Here is a 22,261-nt window from a genome sequence, read left to right as displayed (position 1 = left end):
GTGCTTACGGTCCGTCGGGTACGGGTTGTCCACAGGCGGCGGACCGCCTTGTTGTCCAGCCGATAGTGTGGTTGCTCGTCCGAGACGCCACGCCGCCCCCACCGGGCACGGGCGTCCCCCACAGTCCACTGAACCGGGGCCCGTACCTCGATGTCCGTGCACAGTCACCCGGCAGCCCGTCAAGACGCCGCTGCCGCACCAGAGTTCCCGCGTCATGTGGTGACCGCGGTCCTCGTCTCCCATGACGGAGCCCGCTGGCTGCCCGACGCGCTCGCCGGGCTACTCGGCCAGGAACGCCCCGTCCAGTTCGCCATGGGAGCCGACACCGGCAGCGCGGACGATTCCGCCCTGCTGGTCGCCGAAGCCCTCGGCGACGACCATGTCCTGCACCTCGCCCGGCGCACCGGCTTCGGGCAGGCCGTCGAGGAGTGCCATCGTGCGGCGCCGCACCTCACCCCGGACGACCTGCCCTACCTGAAGCGGCCCAGCGGCTGGGACCCGGTCACGCGCAGCTGGCACGACGACGCGTACGACCTGCCCGACCTCCCGCACGGAGAGCCGGTGCAGTGGCTGTGGCTGCTGCACGACGACTGCGCCCCCGAACCCGACGCGCTGGCCCGGCTGCTGGGCGTCGTGGAGAACGAGCACGAACTCGGCCGTGACGACGTCGCCGTCGTCGGCCCCAAGCTCCGCGGCTGGTACGACCGCCGGCAGCTGCTGGAGGTCGGCGTCTCCATCGCCAACTCCGGTCGCCGCTGGACCGGCCTGGACCGCCGCGAACAGGACCAGGGCCAGCACGACCAGGTCCGGTCCGTCCTGTCGGTGTCCACCGCCGGCATGCTGATCCGCCGCGACGTCTTCGACGAACTCGGCGGATTCGACCGGCACCTGCCCCTGATGCGGGACGACGTCGACCTGTGCTGGCGCGCACACACGGCGGGCCACCGGGTCCTCGTCGCCCCCGACGCGGTCGTACGGCACGCCGAGGCCGCCTCCCGCGAGCGCCGCGCCGTCGACTGCGTGGGCCGCACCGCCGCCTCCCCGCACAAGGTGGACAAGGCGGGCGCCGCCCACACCCTGCTCGTCAACACCCGTACCGCCGCACTGCCCTGGGTACTGCTGCGGCTCGTCCTCGGCACCGTGCTGCGGACCTTCGCCTATCTCGTCGGCAAGGTCCCGGGGCAGGCCGTCGACGAGATACGCGGCCTCGTGGGCACCCTGCTGCGGCCCGAGCGCATCCTCGCCGGACGCCGCCGCCGCGGCAGCCCACAGATCGACAAGGACGAACTGCGGGCACTGTTCCCGCCCCCCGGCGCGACCATCCGCGTCACCGTCGAACAGGTTGCGGGCGACCTCGTCGGCCGCTCCGACCCCGAGGCCACCACCGGCGCCGGACGGCACGGCGGCGCCGTCGAGTCCGGACCCGGCGGGGACGACGCCGACTTCATCGAGGTCGAGCAGTTCGTCCGGCTCAAGCGGATCGCCCGCAAACCCGGCCCGGTGCTCTTCCTGCTCCTGCTGCTCGTCTCCCTCGCGGCCTGCCGCACCCTCCTCGGCAGCGGCGCGCTCTCGGGCGGCGCCCTGCTGCCCGCCCCCGCAGGCTCCGGTGAGCTGTGGGCGCGGTACACGGACACCTGGCACGCGGTGGGCGCCGGCGGCACCGGCTCCGCACCGCCCTACCTCGCCCTCGTGGCGTCCCTGGCCACCCTGATGCTCGGTTCGACCGGGCTCACCGTCACGGTCCTGCTCATCGGCTCGGTGCCGCTGGCCGGCCTCAGCGCGTACTTCGCCTCCCGCCCGCTCGTCGAGTCCCGGCTGCTGCGCGCCTGGGCCGCCGTCGCCTACGCCTTCCTGCCCGCCGTCACCGGCGCCCTCGCCGGCGGCCGGATCGGCACCGCGGTCCTCGCCGTCCTGCTGCCGCTGATCGCCCGCGCGGGCATCGCCGCCGGCGGGCTCACCAACGACCCCGGCGTCCGCGGCAGCTGGCGCGCGACCTGGGCGTACGCGCTGCTGCTCACCCTCGCCACCGCGTTCACCCCGATCGTCTGGCCCATCGCCCTGGTCCTCGGCCTCGGCGTCCTCGCCCTGCGCAGGTCCGACCTCCCGGCGTACGGGCTCCGCTTCCTGGCCCAGCTCGGCACCCCGCTGCTGGTCCTCGCCCCCTGGTCGCTGTCGCTGCTCCCGTTCGGCTTCTTCCAGGAGGCGGGCCTGGAGTACGGCGCGTCCGCCGCCTCCGCCCTCGACCTGCTCGGCGCGAGCCCCGGCGGCCCCGGCGCGGTCGGCGGGCCGGTGCTCATCGGCATCGTGCTCGCCGCCCTCGCGGCCCTGCTCCGCTCCGAGCGTCTGCTCGCCATCCGCGCCGCCTGGGCGGCCGCCCTGGCCGGACTCGTCTTCGCGGTCCTGTCCAACGGCTCCACCTGGGCCGGGCCCGCGACGCTCGTCTACGGCATCGCCCTGCTGGCCGCGGCCGTGCTCGGCGCCGACGGTGCGCGTTCGCGGGTCGCCGAGCAGAGCTTCGGATGGCGTCAGCCGGTCGCCGTGCTGATCGCCCTCGCCTGCGCGGTCGGCCCCCTGCTGGCCGCCGCCGGCTGGGTGCTCCGCGGCGCCGACGGACCGCTCGAGCGGCGCGATCCCGTGCAGGTGCCCGCGTTCGTCGCCGAGGAGAGCGGCACCCGCGACCAGGCCCGCACCCTCGTCCTGGACAGCGACTCCGTCGCCCGCGTCGACTACGTGCTGGTCCGCGGCTCCGGTGCCCGCATGGGCGACGCCGAGATCACCGCCTCGTCCGGCGTGAACACCGGGCTCGACAAGGTCGTCGCCAACCTCGTCGCCGGCTCCGGCGCCGACCAGGCCGACCAGCTCGGCGGATTCGCGGTGCGCTACGTCCTCGTCCACCCGGGCGCGCCCCGCGACGTCACCCGCGTCCTGGACGCCACACCCGGCCTGACCAGGCTCAGTCAGCAGGCGGGCGGCGCGCTGTGGCGCGTCGACCAGAACGTGGCCCGCGCGACCATCGTCCCCGCCAAGGGCGGCGAGGGCGAGCCGCAGGCCGTGGCCGCCGGACCCGTAGAGATCAGTACCGAGATCCCCGACGGCGCCGAGGGGCGCGTCCTGCGCCTGGCCGACGCCACGGCCGACGGCTGGACCGCCACCCTCGACGGCAAGCCGCTGACCCGCACCACGGTCGACGGCTGGGCCCAGGGCTTCCAGCTCCCCGCCACCGGCGGACAACTGGCCGTCACCTACGAGGAGCCGTTCACCCACACCGCCTGGCTGTGGGCGCAAGGGCTGCTCGCCGTCGTCCTCGTCGTGCTCGCGCTCCCCGGCCGGCGCCGCGACATCGACGACGACCTGCCCGAGGAAGAGGCCGTCCCCGCCGAGGCACTCGCCGGCGACGGCCGCCGCGCCCGCCGCCTGCGGGCCCAGGCCGAGGCGGAGGCGGAAACCGCGGCCGCCGCGGCCGCCGAGGAGGCGGGCACGGACCGGGGTGCGGACGGCGACGTGGCCGAGGGCACGGACGGCGGCGCGGCCGAGGGCACGGACGGCGGCGCGGCCGACGGGTTCGACGCCCCGCCGGAGCCCGTGGCCGTCCCGCAGCAGCGGCCCTACGACGAATGGGACGCGTCGAGCTACCCGGCTCCGGCTCCGGCTCCGAACCCGAACCCGAACCCCGAGTACGACGGCACCTACACCGCCGCCCCCTCGTACCCGCAGGGACAGCAGCAGCCGTCGCAGCAGGAGCAGCAACAACAGCAGTACGCGACGGACGGCTACGGACAGCCGTACCAGGGCAGCCAGGGCGGTCAGGATGGCCAGTACGACCAGGGCGGCCAGTACGACCCGTACGCCTACGACGGCACGCCCCAGCAGCCGCAGTACGACCCGGCGACGTACGACCCGTCGGCGTACGGACAGGGCTACGAGGGTTACGACGGCTACGACCAGACCTACGCACAGGGCTACGACGCGTCGTACGACCCCGAGCAGCAGCACCGCCCCCAGCCGGGCAGTGAGCGTCCCGACGGGAGTCAGCAGTGAACCGCACCACCCTGTCCCTGATCGCGGGAACCACCGCACTCGCCGCCGTCACCGGCTTCGCCGTCCTGACCGCGCCGGACCCCACGGCCGCGGACGGCGGCGTCGCGACGGCGGCGGCCCGCCTGCCCGTGGAACGCTCGAGCCTGCTGTGTCCGACGCCCAGCAGCTCCGACCTCGCCGAGACGACGTACACGTCCTTCACGCCCGTCACGAAGGGCACGGAGGGCGAGGGCAGCGCCGAACTCCGGTCGGCCACCGCGGGGCAGCCCGCGGAAGAGAGCACGAAGGACGGCGAGGACGGCGAGAAGGAGAGCGGGAAGGACGGCGGTGAGGAGAAGGCCGCCGAGTCCGAGAAGCCCGAGAAGCTCGAGAAGCCGGTGCTGGAGCACAAGAAGGAACCGGGCGAGCCGGTCACCGCGGAGACCTCCGGGGGCGAGGAACCCGCGCTCCTCGGCACCGCCGAGGGCCGCTTCGCTCCCGGCTGGACCGTGCAGCAGACCACCGAGGTCGCCGCGGGCACCGGCCGGGGCCTCCAGGGCGTCACCTGCACCGCCCCGGACACGGAATTCTGGTTCCCGGGTGCGAGTACCGCGACCGAGCGCACCGACTACGTCCACCTGACCAACCCCGACGACTCCGCCGCCGTCGTGGACATCGAGGTCTACGGCAAGGACGGCGTACTCGAGACCGAGGTGGGGGAGGGCATCACGGTCGGGCCGCACTCCTCCGAACCGGTGCTGCTGTCCACGCTCACCGACGAGGAGCAGACCGATGTGACGGTCCACGTCGTCGTCCGAAGCGGGCGGGTCGGGGCGGCCGTGCAGGCCCTGGACAACTCGCTCGGCGGTGACTGGCTGGCCGCGTCGGCCGATCCGGCGGGCAGCCTGGTCCTGCCCGGCATCCCCGAGGACGCCACCGCCGTACGCCTGGTCGTCTTCACCCCCGGCAATGTCGACGCCGACCTGAAGGTGCAGCTCGCGTCGCCCTCCGGGCCGATCACACCGGCCGGCAACGAGACGGTGCATGTGAAGGGCGGGATGACGACCGCCGTCGACCTCGGTGACGTCACGCGCGGCGAGGCGGGCTCCCTGCTCCTTACGCCGACGGACCGCTCGGTGCCCGTCGTGGCGGCCGTCCGGGTGTTGCGCGGCAAGGGCGACAATCAGGAGTCGGCCTTCGTCCCGGCGGCCCGGGAGGTAGGCCTGCGGGCGACGTCCGTCGACAACACGGCCAAGGGCAGCACCCTCGCCGTGACCGCGCCCGAGGGCGCCGCCAAGGTCAAGGTCACGGTGTCCGCGGGCAGCGAGGGCGGTACGCCGGCGACCGAGACGTACACGATCAAGGCGGGCACCACCCAGAACATCGAGGTCCCGGTCCCGGACGACGTCGAGGGCACGTACGCGCTGACGGTCGAGCCCGAGTCGGACGACGCCCCCGTCTACGCCTCCCGGACCCTCACCGCCCCGGACGACGGCGTTCCCGCCTTCACCGTCCAGACCCTTACCGACGACCGGGGCATGGTGGCGGTACCGCAGGCGAAGGAGGACCTGTCGGTCCTGCAGAAGTAGGAACCGGTGGGAGCTGGAACCGCCGGCGCCCGTACGGGGGCTCACCCTGGGCGGGCGCCGGGGCAGCCGCTCGGGCCCCGGTGTGTCAGTGCTCGTCGTACCGGGCCTCGTCGTACCGGGCCTCGTCGTATCAGTCCTCGCCGTACCGGGGATCCACGGTCTCCGGCGTCAGCCCGAGCAGTTCGGCGACCTGCTCCACGACGACCTCGTGGACCAGCGCCGCCCGCTCGTCGCGTCCCTTGGTGCGGATCTCCACCGGCCGGCGGTAGACCACGACCCGCGCGGGCTGTCCCTCGTGGGCCGGCACGGCGCCGCCCAGCGGCACCGCCTCGTCGCTCCACCCCGTTCCGGGCGCGTCCAGGCGCGGGACCTCCAGCACGAGGAAGTCGATGTCGGTCAGCTGCGGCCACCGACGCTCCAGCCGCTCCACGGAATCCTGCACCAGATCCGCGAACGTCTCCGCGCGGCTGGCGGCCAGCGGCACCTGGGGCGGCGCGATCGGCCCGCGCATGCCCCGGCCGTGGCGATCACGACGGCGGGGCCCGCGGTCGGCGGCACGGGGCGTCACAGGGGTGTCCATCACGGTGAAGCGTAGTCTCCGCCGGTCCGACGCGCCCGGCCCCCACACGGCTTCCGGGCCTCGGCCTCGCACGGGCCCGGCATCCTGCTCCCCGCCGCTCCGGACGCCGGCTCCGGACGACGGCTCCCGCACGGCACCGGGACGCCGCTCCGTACGGCGTCGGGGCACGGTGGCGGGCCGTCCGGATCGGCATGTCGTCGCATGACCGTTCCGGCCAAGGTTCGGCGCGATTCCATATCTTTCATGGTCCGGTGATCTCAAGGTATTTGGCGGTTTTTGTACCAAGTGATGACCGAAGGGAAGGCGGTGCACGTTCCGAACGCGGGCGTCGGAGCAGGTCGAACAGGGTGCGCCGACAGGGACGCAGGAGGTCTTTCCGGCCACGACACGGGGGAATGCGCAGGAGGGGAGTCGTCGCGGCCCGCTCAAGAGTGCGGTACCGTCCAACATCGTGAGCCCTGTACGTCGCTGTTCGCGCACCGCTTGCGGCCGTCCCGCCGTTGCGACGCTGACGTACGTCTACGCGGACTCGACCGCGGTCCTCGGCCCGCTCGCGACCCACGCCGAACCCCACTGCTACGACCTGTGTGCCGAGCACTCCGAGCGCCTCACCGCGCCGCGCGGCTGGGAGGTCGTCCGTCTGCTCGACAGTTCGGCCCCGGCACGGCCCAGCGGGGACGACCTCGAGGCGCTCGCGGACGCGGTGCGTGAAGCGGCCCGCCCCCAGGAGCGGTCGGCCGGCGGTGCGGGGCGCGGTGCGGACCCGATGGAGGTCGCGCGCCGCGGCCACCTGCGCGTGCTCCGCTCTCCCGACAACTGACGTCGGCAGCCGCGCTCCAGCCCTGACGCCCGAGCCCTGAACGGTCTTCGCGTGTGCGTCCGTTCGCATGTCCGTGCCGGTCGTCCGTGTCGATCTCTTGTGCCGGTCGTCCGTGTTCACCGGCCCTTGCTCCCTCTCGCCCCACCTGCCCCGTGAGTAAGGTGCCGCACGCCCATTGACGCGCACTTGTCGAGGACACGACCATTCCGAGGACGTAGCGAGATTCTTCTTCCGCATCGCGGAATCCAGGAGGCGCGTCCGTGTACGTTCAGGAACTGGAACCCGTCGCCGGCTCACTCGGTCTGTCCGCCCTCGTGGCGGCGCTGCCCCTCGTGATCGTCCTCGTCCTGCTCGGCGGCCTGCGCATGAAAGCGCACCTGGCGGGCCTGATCGGCTTATCGGGTGCCGTACTGGTGGCCTGCCTGGCCTACCGCATGCCTCTGGACCAGACACTCTCCAGCGCCGTCCAGGGAGCCGTCTTCGGCCTCTTCCCCATCATGTGGATCGTCGTCAACGCACTGTGGGTGTACCGGATGACGGTCCGCACCCAGCACTTCGACATCCTGCGCCGCTCCTTCGGACGGCTCTCCGACGACCCGCGGATCCAGGCCCTGGTCGTCGCCTTCTGCTTCGGGGCACTGCTGGAGGCGCTCGCCGGATTCGGGGCTCCCGTCGCGATCTCCGCCGTGATGCTCGTGGCCCTCGGCTTCGACCCGGTCCGGGCCGCCGTCGTCGCGCTCGTCGCCAACACCGCGCCGGTGGCGTTCGGGGCCATGGGCACGCCGGTCGTCACGCTCGCCCAGGTGACCGGCCTGCCGCTGGACTCGGTGGCGTCCGTCGTCGGCCGCCAGACCCCGCTGCTCGCCCTCGTGGTGCCGCTGGTGCTGGTCTGGCTGGTGGACGGGCGGCGCGGGCTGCGGGACACCTGGATTCCCGCGGTGGCCTGCGGAGTCGCCTTCGCCGTCGCCCAGTTCGTCGCCTCCAACTACGTCTCCGCGCAACTCGCGGACATCGCCGCGGCCATGGCCGGTGCGGCCGCCCTGGTCGCCGTACCGCACTCGCGCGTGCCCGCCTCCGAGGCCGTACGCACCTCCGTGCTGACCGGTGCCCGCAGCGAGGAACTGGACGAGGACGACCCGCGCCGCGAGGTCGTGCGGGCGTACGCCCCGTACGCGCTGATCGTGGTGATCTTCTCCGTCGCGCAGATCCCGGCGATCAAGGAATGGCTGGCCGGGGCGACCCGGAAGTTCGACTGGCCCCTCCTCGACGTCGCCGCGCCGAACGGCGATCCGGTCGGCGCCAACGTGTTCACCTGGCCCATCGTCTCCACCGGCGGCACCCTCGTCCTGTTCGCCGGCGTGGCCACCGCGTTCGTGCTCGGCCTGCACGCGCGCGTGGCGGTCAGGGAATGGCTCGCGACCGTGTACGAACTGCGGTTCGCGATCCTCACGGTGACCTCGGTACTGGCGCTCGCCTACGTCATGAACCTCTCCGGCCAGGCGGCGACGATCGGCTACTCCGTGGCCGCCGCCGGTGCCGGACTCGCCTTCCTGTCACCCGTCCTCGGCTGGTTCGGCGTCGCCGTCACCGGGTCGGACACCTCGGCCAACGCGCTCTTCGGCGCCCTCCAGGTGACCGCCGCGAGGGAGTCCGGACTGTCGCCCGAGCTGCTGGCGGCCGCGAACAGCTCGGGCGGTGTCCTCGGCAAGATGATCTCGCCGCAGAACCTCACCATCGCCTGCGCCGCCGTCGGACTGGCGGGCAAGGAAGGAGACCTGCTGCGCAAGGTGCTGTCCTGGAGCCTCGGCCTGCTCCTCGTCATGTGCCTGATCGTGGTGGGACAGAGCACCTTCGTACTCGGGTGGATGCTGCCCTGACCCGAGGCGGCGTCCGCGAGCCCGGCTGTCCACCACCGTCCGGCTCGTGCCCGGCTGTCCACCACCGGGCACGAGGCGGCCGGTCATCACCGGGCGCGAGCCCAGCCGCCCACCGGGCGCGAGCCCAGCCGCCCACCGGGCGCGAGCCCAGCCGCCCACCGGGCGCGAGCCCAGCCGCCCACCGGGCGCGAGCCCAGCCGCCCACCGGGCACGAGGCGGCCGCCTACCGGACACGAACCGGCCGGTCACCACGGGACTGCCCGCAGCGGAGTGTCATCCTCTGCGGGTAGTTTGTGGTGACCGACAGGACCTCCGGAAGGGCTGGCCGTGGCTGTTGATCTGTCACAGATCGTCAAGGCGTACGACGTACGCGGGGTCGTCCCCGACCAGTGGGACGAGCCCCTGGCCGAGCTCTTCGGCGCCGCCTTCGCGCGCGTGACCGGGGCGAGCGCCATCGTCACCGGGCACGACATGCGGCCCTCCTCGCCCGGCCTGTCGGGCGCCTTCGCCCGCGGCGCCGCGGCCCAGGGCGTCGACGTGACCGAGATCGGCCTCTGTTCCACGGACCAGCTCTACTACGCCTCCGGCGCCCTGGACCTGCCCGGCGCGATGTTCACCGCCTCGCACAACCCGGCCCGGTACAACGGCATCAAGCTGTGCCGCGCGGGCGCCGCGCCCGTCGGCCAGGACACGGGCCTGACGGAGATCCGCGAACTCGTCGAGAAGTGGAGCGAGTCGGGCGCCCCCGAGCCGGCCGCCACGGCGGGAACCGTCACCCGCCGCGAAACGCTGGACGACTACGCGGCACACCTGCGCTCCCTCGTCGACCTGACCTCCGTCCGGCCCTTGAAGGCCGTCGTCGACGCGGGCAACGGCATGGGCGGGCACACCGTCCCCACCGTCCTGGCCGGTCTGCCGCTCACCGTCGTCCCGATGTACTTCGAACTCGACGGCACCTTCCCCAACCACGAGGCCAACCCGCTCGACCCGGCCAACCTCGTCGACCTGCAGCAGCGGGTCCGCGAGGAGGGCGCCGACCTCGGCCTCGCCTTCGACGGCGACGCCGACCGCTGCTTCGTCGTCGACGAGCGCGGCGAGCCGGTCTCCCCGTCCGTGATCACCGCCCTGGTCGCCTGCCGCGAACTCGCCCGCAACGGCGGCAAGGGCACGATCATCCACAACCTGATCACCTCCTGGTCGGTGCCGGAGGTCGTCGAGGAGAACGGCGGCACACCGGTACGCACCCGCGTGGGCCACTCCTTCATCAAGGCCGAGATGGCCACCAGCGGCGCGATCTTCGGCGGCGAGCACTCGGCGCACTACTACTTCCGCGACTTCTGGAACGCCGACACGGGCATGCTGGCCGCCCTGCACGTCCTCGCCGCCCTCGGCGGCCAGCAGGGCACCCTGTCCGCCCTGGTCGACCAGTACGACCGCTACGTGGGCTCCGGTGAGATCAACTCCACGGTCGACGACCAGACGGCCCGCCTCGCCGCGATCAGGGCCGCCTACGAGGGCCGCGACGGCATCACCCTGGACGAACTGGACGGTCTCACCGTCACCGCCGCCGACTGGTGGTTCAACGTCCGCCCCTCCAACACGGAACCCCTCCTCCGCCTGAACGCGGAGGCCCGGGACCGGGCCACCATGACCAGGATCCGCGACGAGGCCCTGGCCGTCATCCGAGGCTGATCCGCTCGCGCCGGCTGAACCGCTCGCGGCCGGCTGAGCGGCCTGTACGGCACCCCGCAACGGCGCCCGCGCCCGCCGGCGTCGGGTGCCGCGAGGACCGGTCCGCGTGTGACCTGCGGCCGTCCCCCGCCCCCGCCCCCGTCCCCCCGTGCGTCGGAGTGCGATGGAGTGCGTCGGCCGGGGCGGACCGGCCCGTCGCGCGCACCGCCACGCCGTGCCCAGGGCTTACGACCTCACCCGTGATGGGGAGTGGATCGGCGAGCGGCGTCATGCGGCTTCGCCTCCAGGGCGGAGGAGGGAGTGATGGCGGAGCCATCGCGACCGACGACGACGCCGGAGGCGAAGCCGCAGGGCGTCGGGAGCCCGCTCGCTGTCGCGGGTGAGGTCGTTACGCCGACGGCCACCGCGCGCCCCGCCGGACCGGCCCGTCGGACCCGACACCCGCTGCTCGCCCGCCACGCCCCCACCGGCGGTACCCTGACCAGGCACATCCGCATACGCCCGCCCCGAAGGGAACCCACCCCATGCCGCTGGAAACCGGCCTCCTGGAGATCCTCGCCTGCCCGGCCTGCCACTCCTCCCTCGAGGAGCAGGACAACGAGCTGATCTGCACCGGCCAGGAGTGCGGCCTGGCGTACCCGGTCCGCGACGGCATCCCCGTTCTCCTCGTCGACGAGGCCCGTCACCCCGCCTGACCGACGACCCGGCGACCCTGCGCACCAGCGACCCGCCGCCCCGCGTACGACGCTTCGCGTACCGACGCCCCGCGTAAGACGCTCCGCGTACGACGCCCCGCCGATCGGAGGCAGCCGCCCCATGCTCGACGAATCGCTGCTCGACTCACCGGAGGGCCTCGCCGAGGCCGACCGCCGCGGGCTGCTCCGCGGCGCCGCCGAAGCGGGCGCCCGTGTCCGTACCGCCGCGCGGCATGTGGCCGAAGCCGGTGTCCACGACCTCAAACCCGACGGCCGTCCCCGTGCCGTCCTCATCGCGGGCCCCGGCGCGGCCGCCACCCAGACCGCCGACCTCCTCGGCACGCTCGCCGGCGCGGGCAGCCCCGTCACCCGGCTCGCGCCCACCGGCGTGGCACCTGCCGCGGGCGCGCTGCGCTGGGAGCTGCCGGGCTGGACCGGTTCCGTGGACCTGCTCCTGATCGCCACCCCGGACGGCACCGAGCCGGGCCTGTCCCTGCTCACCGAACAGGCCTATCGCCGCGGCTGCACCGTCGTCGCCGTGGCCCCCGCCCGGTCCCCGCTCGCCGACGCGGTCAACGGCTCCCACGGCCTGTTCGTCCCCATGGCGACCATGTCCCACGACCAGGACGAACCCCTCGCCGCCTCCGCCCCCGGAGTTCTGTGGGCGCTGCTCACCCCACTGCTCGCGATCCTGGACCGCGCCGGCCTGCTCACCGCCCCGCCGGACGTCCTGGAGAAGGTCGCCGACCGCCTCGACCGCATCGCGGAACGCTGCGGCCCGGCCATTGCCACCTACAGCAACCCCGCCAAGACCCTGGCGTCCGAACTCGCCGACGCGCTGCCCGTGGTGTGGACCGAGGGCACCTCGGCCGGCCCCGCGGGCCGCCGCTTCGCCGCCGCGCTCGCGGAACTGTCCGGTACTCCCGCCGTCGTCGCCGAACTCCCCGAAGCGCTCAGCGCGCACGGCACCCTGCTGGCAGGCCCGCTCGCCGGCCGCGCCGACCCGGACGACTTCTTCCGCGACCGCGTGGAGGAGGCCCCCGCCCTGCACGCGCGCGTGGTGCTGCTCCGCGACCGCCCGGTCGGCGGCCTCACCGCCGCCCCGGCCGCCCGTGAGCTGGCCCTCGGCCACGACACACCGATCAGCGAACTCGAACCGGAGGAGGGCGGTGAACTGGAGACCCTCGCCGAGCTGATCGCCGTCACGGATTTCGCCGCCGTTTACCTGGCGCTCACCTCGAGAGCCTGATCATGTCCGGGACGGGTTGCCCGGGGACGGCCTGACCCGGGGCGGCCTGCCGGGCGGCCCGCCCGGACGTTCAGAGGTGGACGGCCTGACCCGGGCGGCCCGCCCTCCGTACGAGAACCTGCCGAAGGACATCCAGAGAGAACCCCGTGACTTTGCTCCCCTCCCGAAGGAAGGGGGCTTCCGACCCGAGGGCTGCGGTCCAGCCCGAACCGATCCCTCGCGGGACACCAGAGACGCACACCAGGGATTCGATTCCCCCACCGGCCGCAGCCGGTGGTTTCCTCGAAAGAGGTCCGATGGATCGCCTCGACAACACCATCCGCCCCTACGCCTGGGGTTCCACCACCGCCATCGCCGAGCTGCTCGGCGTCGAACCGACCGGCGAGCCGCAGGCGGAGATGTGGATGGGCGCCCACCCCGGCGCGCCCTCGGGCACCGGCCGGGGCACCCTCGCCGAGGTCATCGCCGCCGACCCGGAGCGGGAACTCGGCGCGGCCTCGGTCGCGAAGTTCGGTCCGCGCCTGCCCTTCCTCCTCAAGCTCCTCGCCGCCGGCGGGCCGCTGTCCCTCCAGGTCCACCCCGACCTGGAGCAGGCGAAGGCCGGCTACGCGGACGAGGAACGACGTGGCGTCCCCGCCGACGCCGCGCACCGCACCTACAGGGACGCCAACCACAAGCCCGAACTGGTCTGCGCCCTCACCGACTTCGACGGCCTCTGCGGCTTCCGCGACCCGCTGCGCGCCGCCGAACTGCTCGACGCCCTCGGCGTGGACTCCCTCAAGCCGTACGTCGACCTGCTGCACGCCCGGCCCGAGGAAGCGGCCCTGCGCGAGGTCCTCACCGCGATCCTCACCGCCGACCGCGACGAGATGGCCCGCACCGTCACCGAGGCGGCCGCCGCCTGCGACCGCCTCGGCGGCGACCACGCCCCGTACGCCGACATCGCCCACCACTACCCGGGCGACCCCGGCGTCATCGCCGCCATGCTCCTCAACCACGTCCGGCTCCAGCCCGGCGAGGCCCTCTACCTCGGCGCCGGCGTCCCGCACGCCTACCTGAACGGCCTCGGCGTCGAGATCATGGCCAACTCCGACAACGTCCTGCGCTGCGGACTGACCCCCAAGCACGTCGACGTCCCCGAACTCCTGCGCATCGTCCGCTTCGAGTCCCGCGACCCGGGCGTGCTGCGCCCGGAGGCCGCACCGGACGGCGAGGAGCTCTACGACACCCCCACCGACGAGTTCCGGCTCTCCCGCTACGTCCTGCCCGCCGGCACCACCGCCCACGACCTCACCCTGGCCACCCCCCAGATCCTGCTCTGCACGGCCGGCTCCGTACGCGCGGGCGAGCACGAACTGTCCCCGGGCACCTCCGTGTTCGTCCCCGCCGGCGAAAAGGCCGAAGTGTCCGGTACCGGAACCCTGTTCAGGGCGACGGTCGTCGCCTGACCGCCGGACGACGACGATCCGACCCCCCGCAGCCCGATCGGGCTGCAACAATGTCCCCCCGCTACAGCACGGACAACACCCGGGCGGCGCACCAAGGCGCCCGCCCGGGCCCGTGAACGGCGTACGAAGGGACAACGCGGACACATGAGCGCGTCAGGCGGAACAAAGGCGATCGTTGCGGCACTCGTCGCCAACGCAGCGATCGCGGTAGCGAAGTTCGTGGCGTTCCTCTTCAGCGGCTCCTCGTCGATGCTCGCCGAATCCGTGCACTCCGTCGCCGACTCCGGCAACCAGGCCCTGCTGCTGGTCGGCGGCAAGCGGGCCCAGCGGCAGGCCACCCCGCAACACCCCTTCGGCTACGGCCGCGAGCGCTACATCTACGCCTTCCTCGTCTCCATCGTGCTGTTCTCCGTCGGCGGCCTGTTCGCCCTCTACGAGGGCTACGAGAAGATCAAGAACCCGCACGAGCTGACGCACTGGTACTGGCCGGTCGGTGTGCTGGTCTTCGCGATCATCGCCGAGACCTTCTCCTTCCGCACCGCCATCAAGGAGTCCAACGCGGTGCGCGGCGACCGCTCCTGGAAGGAGTTCGTCCGCCACGCCAAGGCCCCCGAGCTGCCGGTCGTCCTCCTGGAGGACCTCGGCGCCCTCGTCGGCCTCGTCCTCGCCCTGGGCGGCGTCGGCATGGCCCTCCTCACCGGCGACAGCGTCTGGGACGGCATCGGCACCCTCTGCATCGGCGTCCTGCTGATCCTGATCGCCGTGGTCCTCGCGCTCGAGACGAAGTCGCTCCTGCTCGGCGAGGCCGCGGGCGCCGAGGAGACCCGCAAGATCGAGGCCGCCGCCGTGGACGGCGACACCGTCACCCGCATCATCCACATGCGCACCCTCCACATCGGTCCCGAGGAACTGCTGGTCGCCGCGAAGATCGCCGTACGCCACGACGGCACGGCCACGGAGATCGCCGCCGCCATCGACGCCGCCGAGTCCCGCATTCGCGAGGCCGTGCCGATCGCCCGCGTGATCTACCTGGAGCCCGACATCTACCGCGAGTCCGAGGCCGCCAAGGGTGCCGACGCCGCAGCCACCCCGGGCGGCCCGGCCCTGACGGAACACTGAGCCCGCAGCCGCCCGGCCCCACCGGCCGGCGCACCCTGTGATCGGCCACGACCACCGACCGGCCACGACCACCGACCGGTGACGACCACCGCGGCCCCGGTGGTCGTCGCGTTTCACCGCCGTCCAGTGCCCTCCGTTTCCCTGCCCTCCGTTTCCCTGCTCTCCGTTTCCTTGCTCTCCGTGTTCGGCCCGATGTGTTCGGCGACAGGCTGGGGGCGGCCGGGCCCGTCGGTGTAGCTTGGGACGGAGCCAGACGTCGCTGCTGATGGCGGTCGGGCGGTCCCCCTGCGGACCGGCCGAGGGAGAGAGGGCCTCCGACGGACTGCGCTGCGCGCACGAGGGCATGTCCATGCCCTCCCAGGGCACCCTTGTGCCCGCCGCCGCGCAGAACAGCCGTACCCACCTCGACCCACATCCCGAGGAGCAGCTCTTCATGACGACTGTCGACAACCGACAGGACTTCAAGGTCGCCGATCTCTCCCTGGCCGCCTTCGGCCGCAAGGAGATCACCCTCGCCGAGCACGAGATGCCCGGCCTGATGGCGATCCGCAAGGAGTACGCCGAGGCCCAGCCCCTGGCCGGCGCCCGTGTCACCGGCTCCCTGCACATGACCGTGCAGACCGCCGTCCTCATCGAGACCCTGACCGCCCTCGGCGCTCAGGTCCGCTGGGCGTCCTGCAACATCTTCTCCACCCAGGACCACGCCGCGGCCGCCATCGCCGTCGGCCCCGACGGCACGCCCGAGAACCCGCAGGGCATCCCGGTCTTCGCCTGGAAGGGCGAGACGCTGGAGGAGTACTGGTGGTGCACCGAGCAGGCGCTGACCTGGCCCGGCACCCCCACCGGCGGCCCGAACATGATCCTGGACGACGGCGGTGACGCCACCCTCCTGGTCCACAAGGGCGTCGAGTACGAGAAGGACGGAAAGGTCCCCTCGGTCGACACCGCCGAGTCCGACGAGCACCGCGTCATCCTCGAACTCCTCACCCGCACGGTGAGCGAGAGCCCGCAGAAGTGGACCCAGCTGGCGTCCGAGATCCGCGGCGTGACCGAGGAGACGACGACCGGCGTCCACCGCCTGTACGAGATGCACCGCGACGGCACCCTGCTGTTCCCGGCGATCAACGTGAACGACGCCGTCACCAAGTCGAAGTTCGACAACAAGTACGGCTGCCGCCACTCCCTGATCGACGGCCTCAACCGCGCCACCGACACGCTGATCGGCGGCAAGACCGCCGTCGTCTGCGGCTACGGCGACGTCGGCAAGGGCTGTGCGGAATCCCTGCGCGGCCAGGGCGCCCGCGTGATCATCACCGAGATCGACCCGATCTGCGCGCTGCAGGCGGCGATGGACGGCTACCAGGTCACGACGCTGGACGAGGTCGTCGACAAGGCCGACATCTTCGTCACCACGACCGGCAACAAGGACATCATCATGGCCGCCGACATGGCCAAGATGAAGCACCAGGCCATCGTCGGCAACATCGGCCACTTCGACAACGAGATCGACATGGCCGGGCTCGCCGGGACCCCCGGCATCGTCAAGGACGAGGTCAAGCCGCAGGTCCACACCTGGACGTACCCCGACGGCAAGGTCCTCATCGTTCTTTCCGAGGGCCGCCTGCTGAACCTGGGCAACGCCACCGGCCACCCGTCGTTCGTGATGTCCAACTCCTTCGCGGACCAGACCCTGGCCCAGATCGAGCTGTTCACCAAGCCCGACGAGTACCCGACCGGCGTCTACGTGCTGCCCAAGCACCTGGACGAGAAGGTCGCCCGGCTGCACCTCGACGCACTCGGCGTGAAGCTGACCACCCTCCGCCCCGAGCAGGCCGCGTACATCGGTGTGACGGTCGAGGGCCCGTACAAGTCGGACCACTACCGCTACTGAGCCGACGCCCGAGGAGTCGACGCCCACCGGGCCGAGACTCCCGCCGAGGGGAGCACGCCCGTGAACCGGCGCGCTCCCCGACGGCAGGACCCTCCGGGACAGGCCCCCGCACCCCCGTGCCGGGGGCCTGTCCCGTTGTCCGGCCAGTGACCGGGCCGGCCCGTCAAGACCCAGGACCCCCATGCCCCGCGGCCGCTATTCGCTCCACGATCCGCACGATCACACCCCCCTCGCCGAAGAGCACTTCCAATGCGCCCCCGGCCCCTCCGGCTGGCGCTACGTCTCCCGGCTCACCGCCCCGTCCGGCGATCACCTGGGCTCGGTCGACCTCGCCCTCGACGAACTCGGCCGCCCCATCCGACTCGAACTGCACGCCGCGAGCTGGCAGGTCCGCGGCGCCGCCCTCGACGGCGTCACCTGGGTCCGTACCGACCCCACCGGAACCCACGCCACCGAAGGCAATGTGCGCGCCCACGCCTTCACCGGCTCCTCACCCGCGTTCCTCATCGCCACCGCCCGTCTCCTGCGCCTCACCCCCTCCGCCCCGGCCACCCGCGTACGGCTCGTCGCCTTCACGGATCCGGTGCTCGCCCCGCTCACCGTGGACCAGTCCTGGACCTTGGTGGAAAGAGAAGCACACACCACTGACAACGGACCTCTGACCGTGGACGAATACCAGGTCACAGCCCTGGACACCGGCGAGCAGCACACCGTGCACCTCTCCGGGGACGTGGTCCTCGCGGCCCCCGGCATCGAACTCGAGGACCTCGAGTCACCCCCCTCGGCCCTCGGCTGACCGACAACCCCGGCGACCGCCCCGAACGCGCCCTACGCCGGCGGCACGAACCCGGTCGACGGGCCCTCGGCCGCCGGAGGGGGAGACACGGGCGCGGCGGGCGGGGCGGGAACGCCGGGCGCAGAGGGAACAGAAGGACTCGAAGAACCGGTGGGGTGGGAGGGGGCAGCGGGAATGGAGGGGTACGCGGTCGGGGGAACCGGCTGACGGACGGGCGGCGGAGCGTACGCACCTGCCGGTCCGGAGGTGCCGACCAACCCGCCGGCCATGGCCCCCGCTCCACTCGTACCGTGCCCGAAGGCACGCCGAGCGTCCCGGGCCTGCCGCTCCTGCACCACCGCCGCCAGGTACGCAGCCGCCGGCACGCCCTGCGGTACCGGTGCCCCCGTCCGGTCCGCCAGGTCCGCCGCCAGCCGCTCCGCCATCGCGTGGCCCGCCTGCGGGTCCAGCTGCCGCATCCGCGTCAGGTACTGGCGCACGGCGAGCCACAGTCCGTCCGGCACCGCGGACAGATCGAGCCCCGAGAACCGGCCGGCCAGCCAGGGCGGAGGCGGCGGTACCGAATTCACGGGACCGACCGGCAGTCTCTCCCGAACGACGAGGGTCCCGGCGAAGACGTCTCCGAGCCGCCGCCCCCGCGACGACACGAGCGAGGCGATGCACGCGACGACGCCCATCGTCATCAGGATCTCGATCACACCTATCAGGCCCCGCACCAGCGCGTGCCGGAAACGGATCGGCCCACCGTCGTCCCGCACCACCCGCAGCCCGCACGCCATCTTCCCGAGCGACCGTCCATGGCTGAGCGTCTCGACCGCCATCGGCACGCCCACCAGCAACAGCAGAAAGACCGTGAGGGAGATCGCCGTCCGGGCCGCCTGGTCCAGCGAAGCGGTGGCAGCCACCAGTGCGATGGTCACCACGACATAGACCGTCACCGCCGCGACCAGATCGAGCAGCACGGCCAGCGCCCTGCTGGGCAGCTTCGCGGGGCGCAGCTCCAACGCCACAGCCTCGCCCGTCACCAGCTCACTCACGTTCGCACGCCCTTCCCCTGCCCTGCCCGGAACACCGCCAGTCTGCCAAGCTGATGGCGCATCGCACCGCAGTACGACCAGCCGATCATCCCGTACCGCCGAGTCGGCCGTTCCGTACGACCGAAGAGCTCGTGGCGGGAGCCGACGAACAGCCGAGGAGCAGACACACCGATGGACCTCGACGTCTTCGTCTCCGCCCACCGCGCGGAGTGGGACCGCCTCGACGCCCTGCTGCGGCGACGGCGCCGGCTGACCGGCTCCGAGGCCGACGAACTCGTCCTCCTCTACCAACGCACGGCCACCCACCTCTCGCTGATCCGGTCCGCGGCCCCCGACCCCCAGCTGACCGGCAGACTCAGCCAGCTGGTGGCCCGCGCGCGGGGCGCTGTGACAGGGGCACGGCGCGCGTCCTGGCGGGACGTCACGCACTTCCTCTCGCACAGCTTCCCGGCCGCCGTGTACCGGGCCCGTCACTGGTGGGTGCCCACCGCACTCCTGTCCACCGCCGTCGCGGCTCTCCTCGGCTGGTGGATCGGCACCCACCCCGAGGTCCAGGCGTCCATCGCCGCACCTGCCGAGCTGCGCGAGCTCACCCGCCCCGGCGGCCAGTACGAGACGTACTACTCCAGCAACCCCGCGGCCTCGTTCGCCGCCCAGGTCTGGACGAACAACGCGTGGGCCGCCGCCCTCTGCCTGATCCTGGGCGTCTTCCTGGGCCTGCCGGTCATCTGGATCCTCTTCACGAACATGCTCAACCTTGGCGTCGGCTTCGGACTGATGGCTTCCGCGGGCCGGCTGGACACCTTCCTCGGCCTGGTCCTGCCCCACGGCCTCCTCGAACTGACCGCGGTCTTCGTCGCAGCCGGCACGGGCCTGCGCCTCGGGTGGACCCTCATCGACCCCGGGCCACGCCCGCGGCGCAGGGCTCTCGCGGAGGAAGGCCGGGCAGCACTGGCCATGGCGATCGGCCTCGCACTGGTCCTCTTCGTCTCCGGTGCGATCGAAGGCTTCGTCACCCCGTCCGGCCTCCCCACCTGGGCCCGGATCACCATCGGAGTCGTCGCGGAGCTGGCCTTCCTGGCCTACGTCTATGTCCTGGGCGGACGCGCGGCCAGGGCCGGTGAGACCGGTGACCTGGAGACGGCCGAACGCAGCACCGCCGTGCCGACGGCGGCCTGATGTGCGTGGAGCTCCGTTCAGCTGCTAGTCTCCTCTTCGCCCCACAGGAACCGTTGACACGGACCGAGTGGGGAGGTAGATTTGAACAGTTGCCTGGAGCTGGGTTCTGACCCGCAACGGCAACCGTGAACATCTGACTACTTCTCGAGATCCCAGATTTCGACGAAGCCCCTCCCGATAAATCGGAAAAATTCGACCGGCAAGTTCGGTGCGAAACTTCTGATAAAGTCGGAGCCGCCGGAAAGGGAAACGCGAAAAGCGGAAACCCGGAAGGCGAAACCCCGAGGAAACCGGATCACAAAGATCTGATAGAGTCGGAAACGCAAGACCGAAGGGAAGCGCCCGGAGGAAAGCCCGAGAGGGTGAGTACAAAGGAAGCGTCCGTTCCTTGAGAACTCAACAGCGTGCCAAAAATCAACGCCAGATTATGTTGATACCCCGTTCCCGGCCCACGGCCGGGGCGAGGTTCCTTTGAAAAAAACACAGCGAGGACGCTGTGAACGGCCGGGCCTATTCCGCCCGACCGTTCCGCTCTCGTGTGTGTTCTTCCGGCAGTCCTTAACCGGACACCGCCGGGAAAGCATTCACGGAGAGTTTGATCCTGGCTCAGGACGAACGCTGGCGGCGTGCTTAACACATGCAAGTCGAACGATGAACCACTTCGGTGGGGATTAGTGGCGAACGGGTGAGTAACACGTGGGCAATCTGCCCCTCACTTCGGGACAAGCCCTGGAAACGGGGTCTAATACCGGATAATATCCGCGTCCGCATGGACGGGGGTTGAAAGCTCCGGCGGTGAGGGATGAGCCCGCGGCCTATCAGCTTGTTGGTGAGGTAACGGCTCACCAAGGCGACGACGGGTAGCCGGCCTGAGAGGGCGACCGGCCACACTGGGACTGAGACACGGCCCAGACTCCTACGGGAGGCAGCAGTGGGGAATATTGCACAATGGGCGAAAGCCTGATGCAGCGACGCCGCGTGAGGGATGACGGCCTTCGGGTTGTAAACCTCTTTCAGCAGGGAAGAAGCGAAAGTGACGGTACCTGCAGAAGAAGCGCCGGCTAACTACGTGCCAGCAGCCGCGGTAATACGTAGGGCGCGAGCGTTGTCCGGAATTATTGGGCGTAAAGAGCTCGTAGGCGGCTTGTCGCGTCGGTTGTGAAAGCCCGGGGCTTAACCCCGGGTCTGCAGTCGATACGGGCAGGCTAGAGTTCGGTAGGGGAGATCGGAATTCCTGGTGTAGCGGTGAAATGCGCAGATATCAGGAGGAACACCGGTGGCGAAGGCGGATCTCTGGGCCGATACTGACGCTGAGGAGCGAAAGCGTGGGGAGCGAACAGGATTAGATACCCTGGTAGTCCACGCCGTAAACGGTGGGAACTAGGTGTTGGCGACATTCCACGTCGTCGGTGCCGCAGCTAACGCATTAAGTTCCCCGCCTGGGGAGTACGGCCGCAAGGCTAAAACTCAAAGGAATTGACGGGGGCCCGCACAAGCAGCGGAGCATGTGGCTTAATTCGACGCAACGCGAAGAACCTTACCAAGGCTTGACATACACCGGAAACGTCTGGAGACAGGCGCCCCCTTGTGGTCGGTGTACAGGTGGTGCATGGCTGTCGTCAGCTCGTGTCGTGAGATGTTGGGTTAAGTCCCGCAACGAGCGCAACCCTTGTTCTGTGTTGCCAGCATGCCCCTTCGGGGGTGATGGGGACTCACAGAAGACCGCCGGGGTCAACTCGGAGGAAGGTGGGGACGACGTCAAGTCATCATGCCCCTTATGTCTTGGGCTGCACACGTGCTACAATGGCCGGTACAATGAGCTGCGATACCGCAAGGTGGAGCGAATCTCAAAAAGCCGGTCTCAGTTCGGATTGGGGTCTGCAACTCGACCCCATGAAGTCGGAGTTGCTAGTAATCGCAGATCAGCATTGCTGCGGTGAATACGTTCCCGGGCCTTGTACACACCGCCCGTCACGTCACGAAAGTCGGTAACACCCGAAGCCGGTGGCCCAACCCCCTTGCGGGGAGGGAGCCGTCGAAGGTGGGACTGGCGATTGGGACGAAGTCGTAACAAGGTAGCCGTACCGGAAGGTGCGGCTGGATCACCTCCTTTCTAAGGAGCATCTAGCTGCCGCAAGGCGGCCAGAGCCACTACGCCGGCATCCGTCCGGCGGTGGTCAGCTCATGGGTGGAACGTTGATTATTTCGGCACTCCCGCTCGTCTTCTCCTTCCAGTACTGCCCCTTCGGGGCGTGGAACGGCGGAGGAGACG

Annotated in this window: 14 protein-coding genes and 1 rRNA gene; 13 read left to right on the top strand and 2 right to left on the bottom strand. The window is 71.4% G+C overall.

From position 1 onward, the window contains the following. Positions 1 to 150: 150 nt before the first annotated feature. Positions 151 to 4,038, top strand: a complete 3,888-nt coding sequence (locus V4Y04_RS14425) for a glycosyltransferase (RefSeq protein WP_443080014.1) — start codon at positions 151 to 153, stop codon at positions 4,036 to 4,038. Continuing rightward, complete coding sequence (locus tag V4Y04_RS14420) at positions 4,035 to 5,606, top strand: DUF5719 family protein (RefSeq protein WP_332428241.1); 1,572 nt, start codon at positions 4,035 to 4,037, stop codon at positions 5,604 to 5,606. The genes V4Y04_RS14425 and V4Y04_RS14420 overlap by 4 nt, the downstream gene beginning before the upstream one ends. A gap of 130 nt (positions 5,607 to 5,736) precedes the next feature. Here V4Y04_RS14420 and V4Y04_RS14415 read toward each other — a convergent pair whose 3' ends face one another. Next, a complete protein-coding gene (locus V4Y04_RS14415; protein WP_332428240.1) occupies positions 5,737 to 6,186 on the bottom strand; it encodes a metallopeptidase family protein in 450 nt (149 codons plus the stop codon). Between the two features lie 448 nt (positions 6,187 to 6,634). Here V4Y04_RS14415 and V4Y04_RS14410 point away from each other — a divergent pair, with 448 nt between their 5' ends. The 9 genes from V4Y04_RS14410 to V4Y04_RS14370 all read left to right on the top strand — a co-directional run bounded on the left by V4Y04_RS14410 (position 6,635) and on the right by V4Y04_RS14370 (position 17,773). Further along, complete coding sequence (locus V4Y04_RS14410; RefSeq protein ID WP_332432839.1) at positions 6,635 to 7,006, top strand: DUF3499 domain-containing protein; 372 nt, start codon at positions 6,635 to 6,637, stop codon at positions 7,004 to 7,006. 260 nt (positions 7,007 to 7,266) lie between these two features. Continuing rightward, positions 7,267 to 8,883 (top strand): L-lactate permease, encoded by a 1,617-nt coding sequence (locus V4Y04_RS14405; protein WP_332428239.1) that lies wholly within the window; start codon positions 7,267 to 7,269, stop codon positions 8,881 to 8,883. Between the two features lie 327 nt (positions 8,884 to 9,210). Next, entirely contained in the window at positions 9,211 to 10,575 is a 1,365-nt protein-coding gene (locus V4Y04_RS14400; RefSeq protein WP_332428238.1) for a phosphomannomutase/phosphoglucomutase, read from the top strand. 524 nt (positions 10,576 to 11,099) lie between these two features. Beyond that, a complete protein-coding gene (locus V4Y04_RS14395) occupies positions 11,100 to 11,270 on the top strand; it encodes a Trm112 family protein (protein ID WP_332428237.1) in 171 nt (56 codons plus the stop codon). A gap of 121 nt (positions 11,271 to 11,391) precedes the next feature. Continuing rightward, positions 11,392 to 12,519: an SIS domain-containing protein gene (locus tag V4Y04_RS14390; RefSeq protein WP_332428236.1), complete on the top strand. Its 1,128-nt coding sequence runs from the start codon at positions 11,392 to 11,394 to the stop codon at positions 12,517 to 12,519. A 296-nt stretch (positions 12,520 to 12,815) separates the two neighbouring features. After that, positions 12,816 to 13,967, top strand: a complete 1,152-nt coding sequence (gene manA, locus V4Y04_RS14385; RefSeq protein WP_332428235.1) for a mannose-6-phosphate isomerase, class I — start codon at positions 12,816 to 12,818, stop codon at positions 13,965 to 13,967. Positions 13,968 to 14,111: 144 nt separating this feature from the next. Next, positions 14,112 to 15,086: a cation diffusion facilitator family transporter gene (locus tag V4Y04_RS14380; RefSeq protein ID WP_332428234.1), complete on the top strand. Its 975-nt coding sequence runs from the start codon at positions 14,112 to 14,114 to the stop codon at positions 15,084 to 15,086. A gap of 433 nt (positions 15,087 to 15,519) precedes the next feature. Beyond that, positions 15,520 to 16,977, top strand: coding sequence for an adenosylhomocysteinase (ahcY, locus tag V4Y04_RS14375; RefSeq protein ID WP_332432838.1), 1,458 nt, complete (start codon positions 15,520 to 15,522; stop codon positions 16,975 to 16,977). 181 nt (positions 16,978 to 17,158) lie between these two features. After that, entirely contained in the window at positions 17,159 to 17,773 is a 615-nt protein-coding gene (locus V4Y04_RS14370) for a hypothetical protein (RefSeq protein WP_332428233.1), read from the top strand. 32 nt (positions 17,774 to 17,805) lie between these two features. Here the strand turns inward: V4Y04_RS14370 and V4Y04_RS14365 are convergent, their stop codons facing one another. After that, positions 17,806 to 18,810, bottom strand: coding sequence for an RDD family protein (locus tag V4Y04_RS14365; RefSeq protein WP_332428232.1), 1,005 nt, complete (start codon positions 18,808 to 18,810; stop codon positions 17,806 to 17,808). A gap of 171 nt (positions 18,811 to 18,981) precedes the next feature. Here V4Y04_RS14365 and V4Y04_RS14360 point away from each other — a divergent pair, with 171 nt between their 5' ends. After that, positions 18,982 to 19,989: a stage II sporulation protein M gene (locus tag V4Y04_RS14360; protein WP_332428231.1), complete on the top strand. Its 1,008-nt coding sequence runs from the start codon at positions 18,982 to 18,984 to the stop codon at positions 19,987 to 19,989. A 583-nt stretch (positions 19,990 to 20,572) separates the two neighbouring features. Then, positions 20,573 to 22,102: ribosomal RNA gene (locus V4Y04_RS14355) — 16S ribosomal RNA — on the top strand. The last annotated feature ends 159 nt before the right edge of the window (positions 22,103 to 22,261 follow it).

Source organism: Streptomyces sp. P9-A2, assembly GCF_036634175.1.
Classification (GTDB): Bacteria; Actinomycetota; Actinomycetes; order Streptomycetales; family Streptomycetaceae; genus Streptomyces; species Streptomyces pratens.
Note: the sequence above shows the minus strand (reverse complement) of the source record. Positions and strands in the feature narration are given on the sequence as shown.

What these genes read in the sequence shown, in the direction of transcription:
- V4Y04_RS14425 (WP_443080014.1), top strand. Translation starts at nt 151, where the DNA reads ATGTCCGTGCACAGTCACCCGGCAGCCCGTCAAGACGCCGCTGCCGCA.
- V4Y04_RS14415 (WP_332428240.1), bottom strand. Translation starts at nt 6,186, where the DNA reads ATGGACACCCCTGTGACGCCCCGTGCCGCCGACCGCGGGCCCCGCCGT.
- V4Y04_RS14395 (WP_332428237.1), top strand. Translation starts at nt 11,100, where the DNA reads ATGCCGCTGGAAACCGGCCTCCTGGAGATCCTCGCCTGCCCGGCCTGC.
- V4Y04_RS14390 (WP_332428236.1), top strand. Translation starts at nt 11,392, where the DNA reads ATGCTCGACGAATCGCTGCTCGACTCACCGGAGGGCCTCGCCGAGGCC.
- manA (WP_332428235.1), top strand. Translation starts at nt 12,816, where the DNA reads ATGGATCGCCTCGACAACACCATCCGCCCCTACGCCTGGGGTTCCACC.
- V4Y04_RS14380 (WP_332428234.1), top strand. Translation starts at nt 14,112, where the DNA reads ATGAGCGCGTCAGGCGGAACAAAGGCGATCGTTGCGGCACTCGTCGCC.
- ahcY (WP_332432838.1), top strand. Translation starts at nt 15,520, where the DNA reads ATGACGACTGTCGACAACCGACAGGACTTCAAGGTCGCCGATCTCTCC.
- V4Y04_RS14370 (WP_332428233.1), top strand. Translation starts at nt 17,159, where the DNA reads ATGCCCCGCGGCCGCTATTCGCTCCACGATCCGCACGATCACACCCCC.
- V4Y04_RS14360 (WP_332428231.1), top strand. Translation starts at nt 18,982, where the DNA reads ATGGACCTCGACGTCTTCGTCTCCGCCCACCGCGCGGAGTGGGACCGC.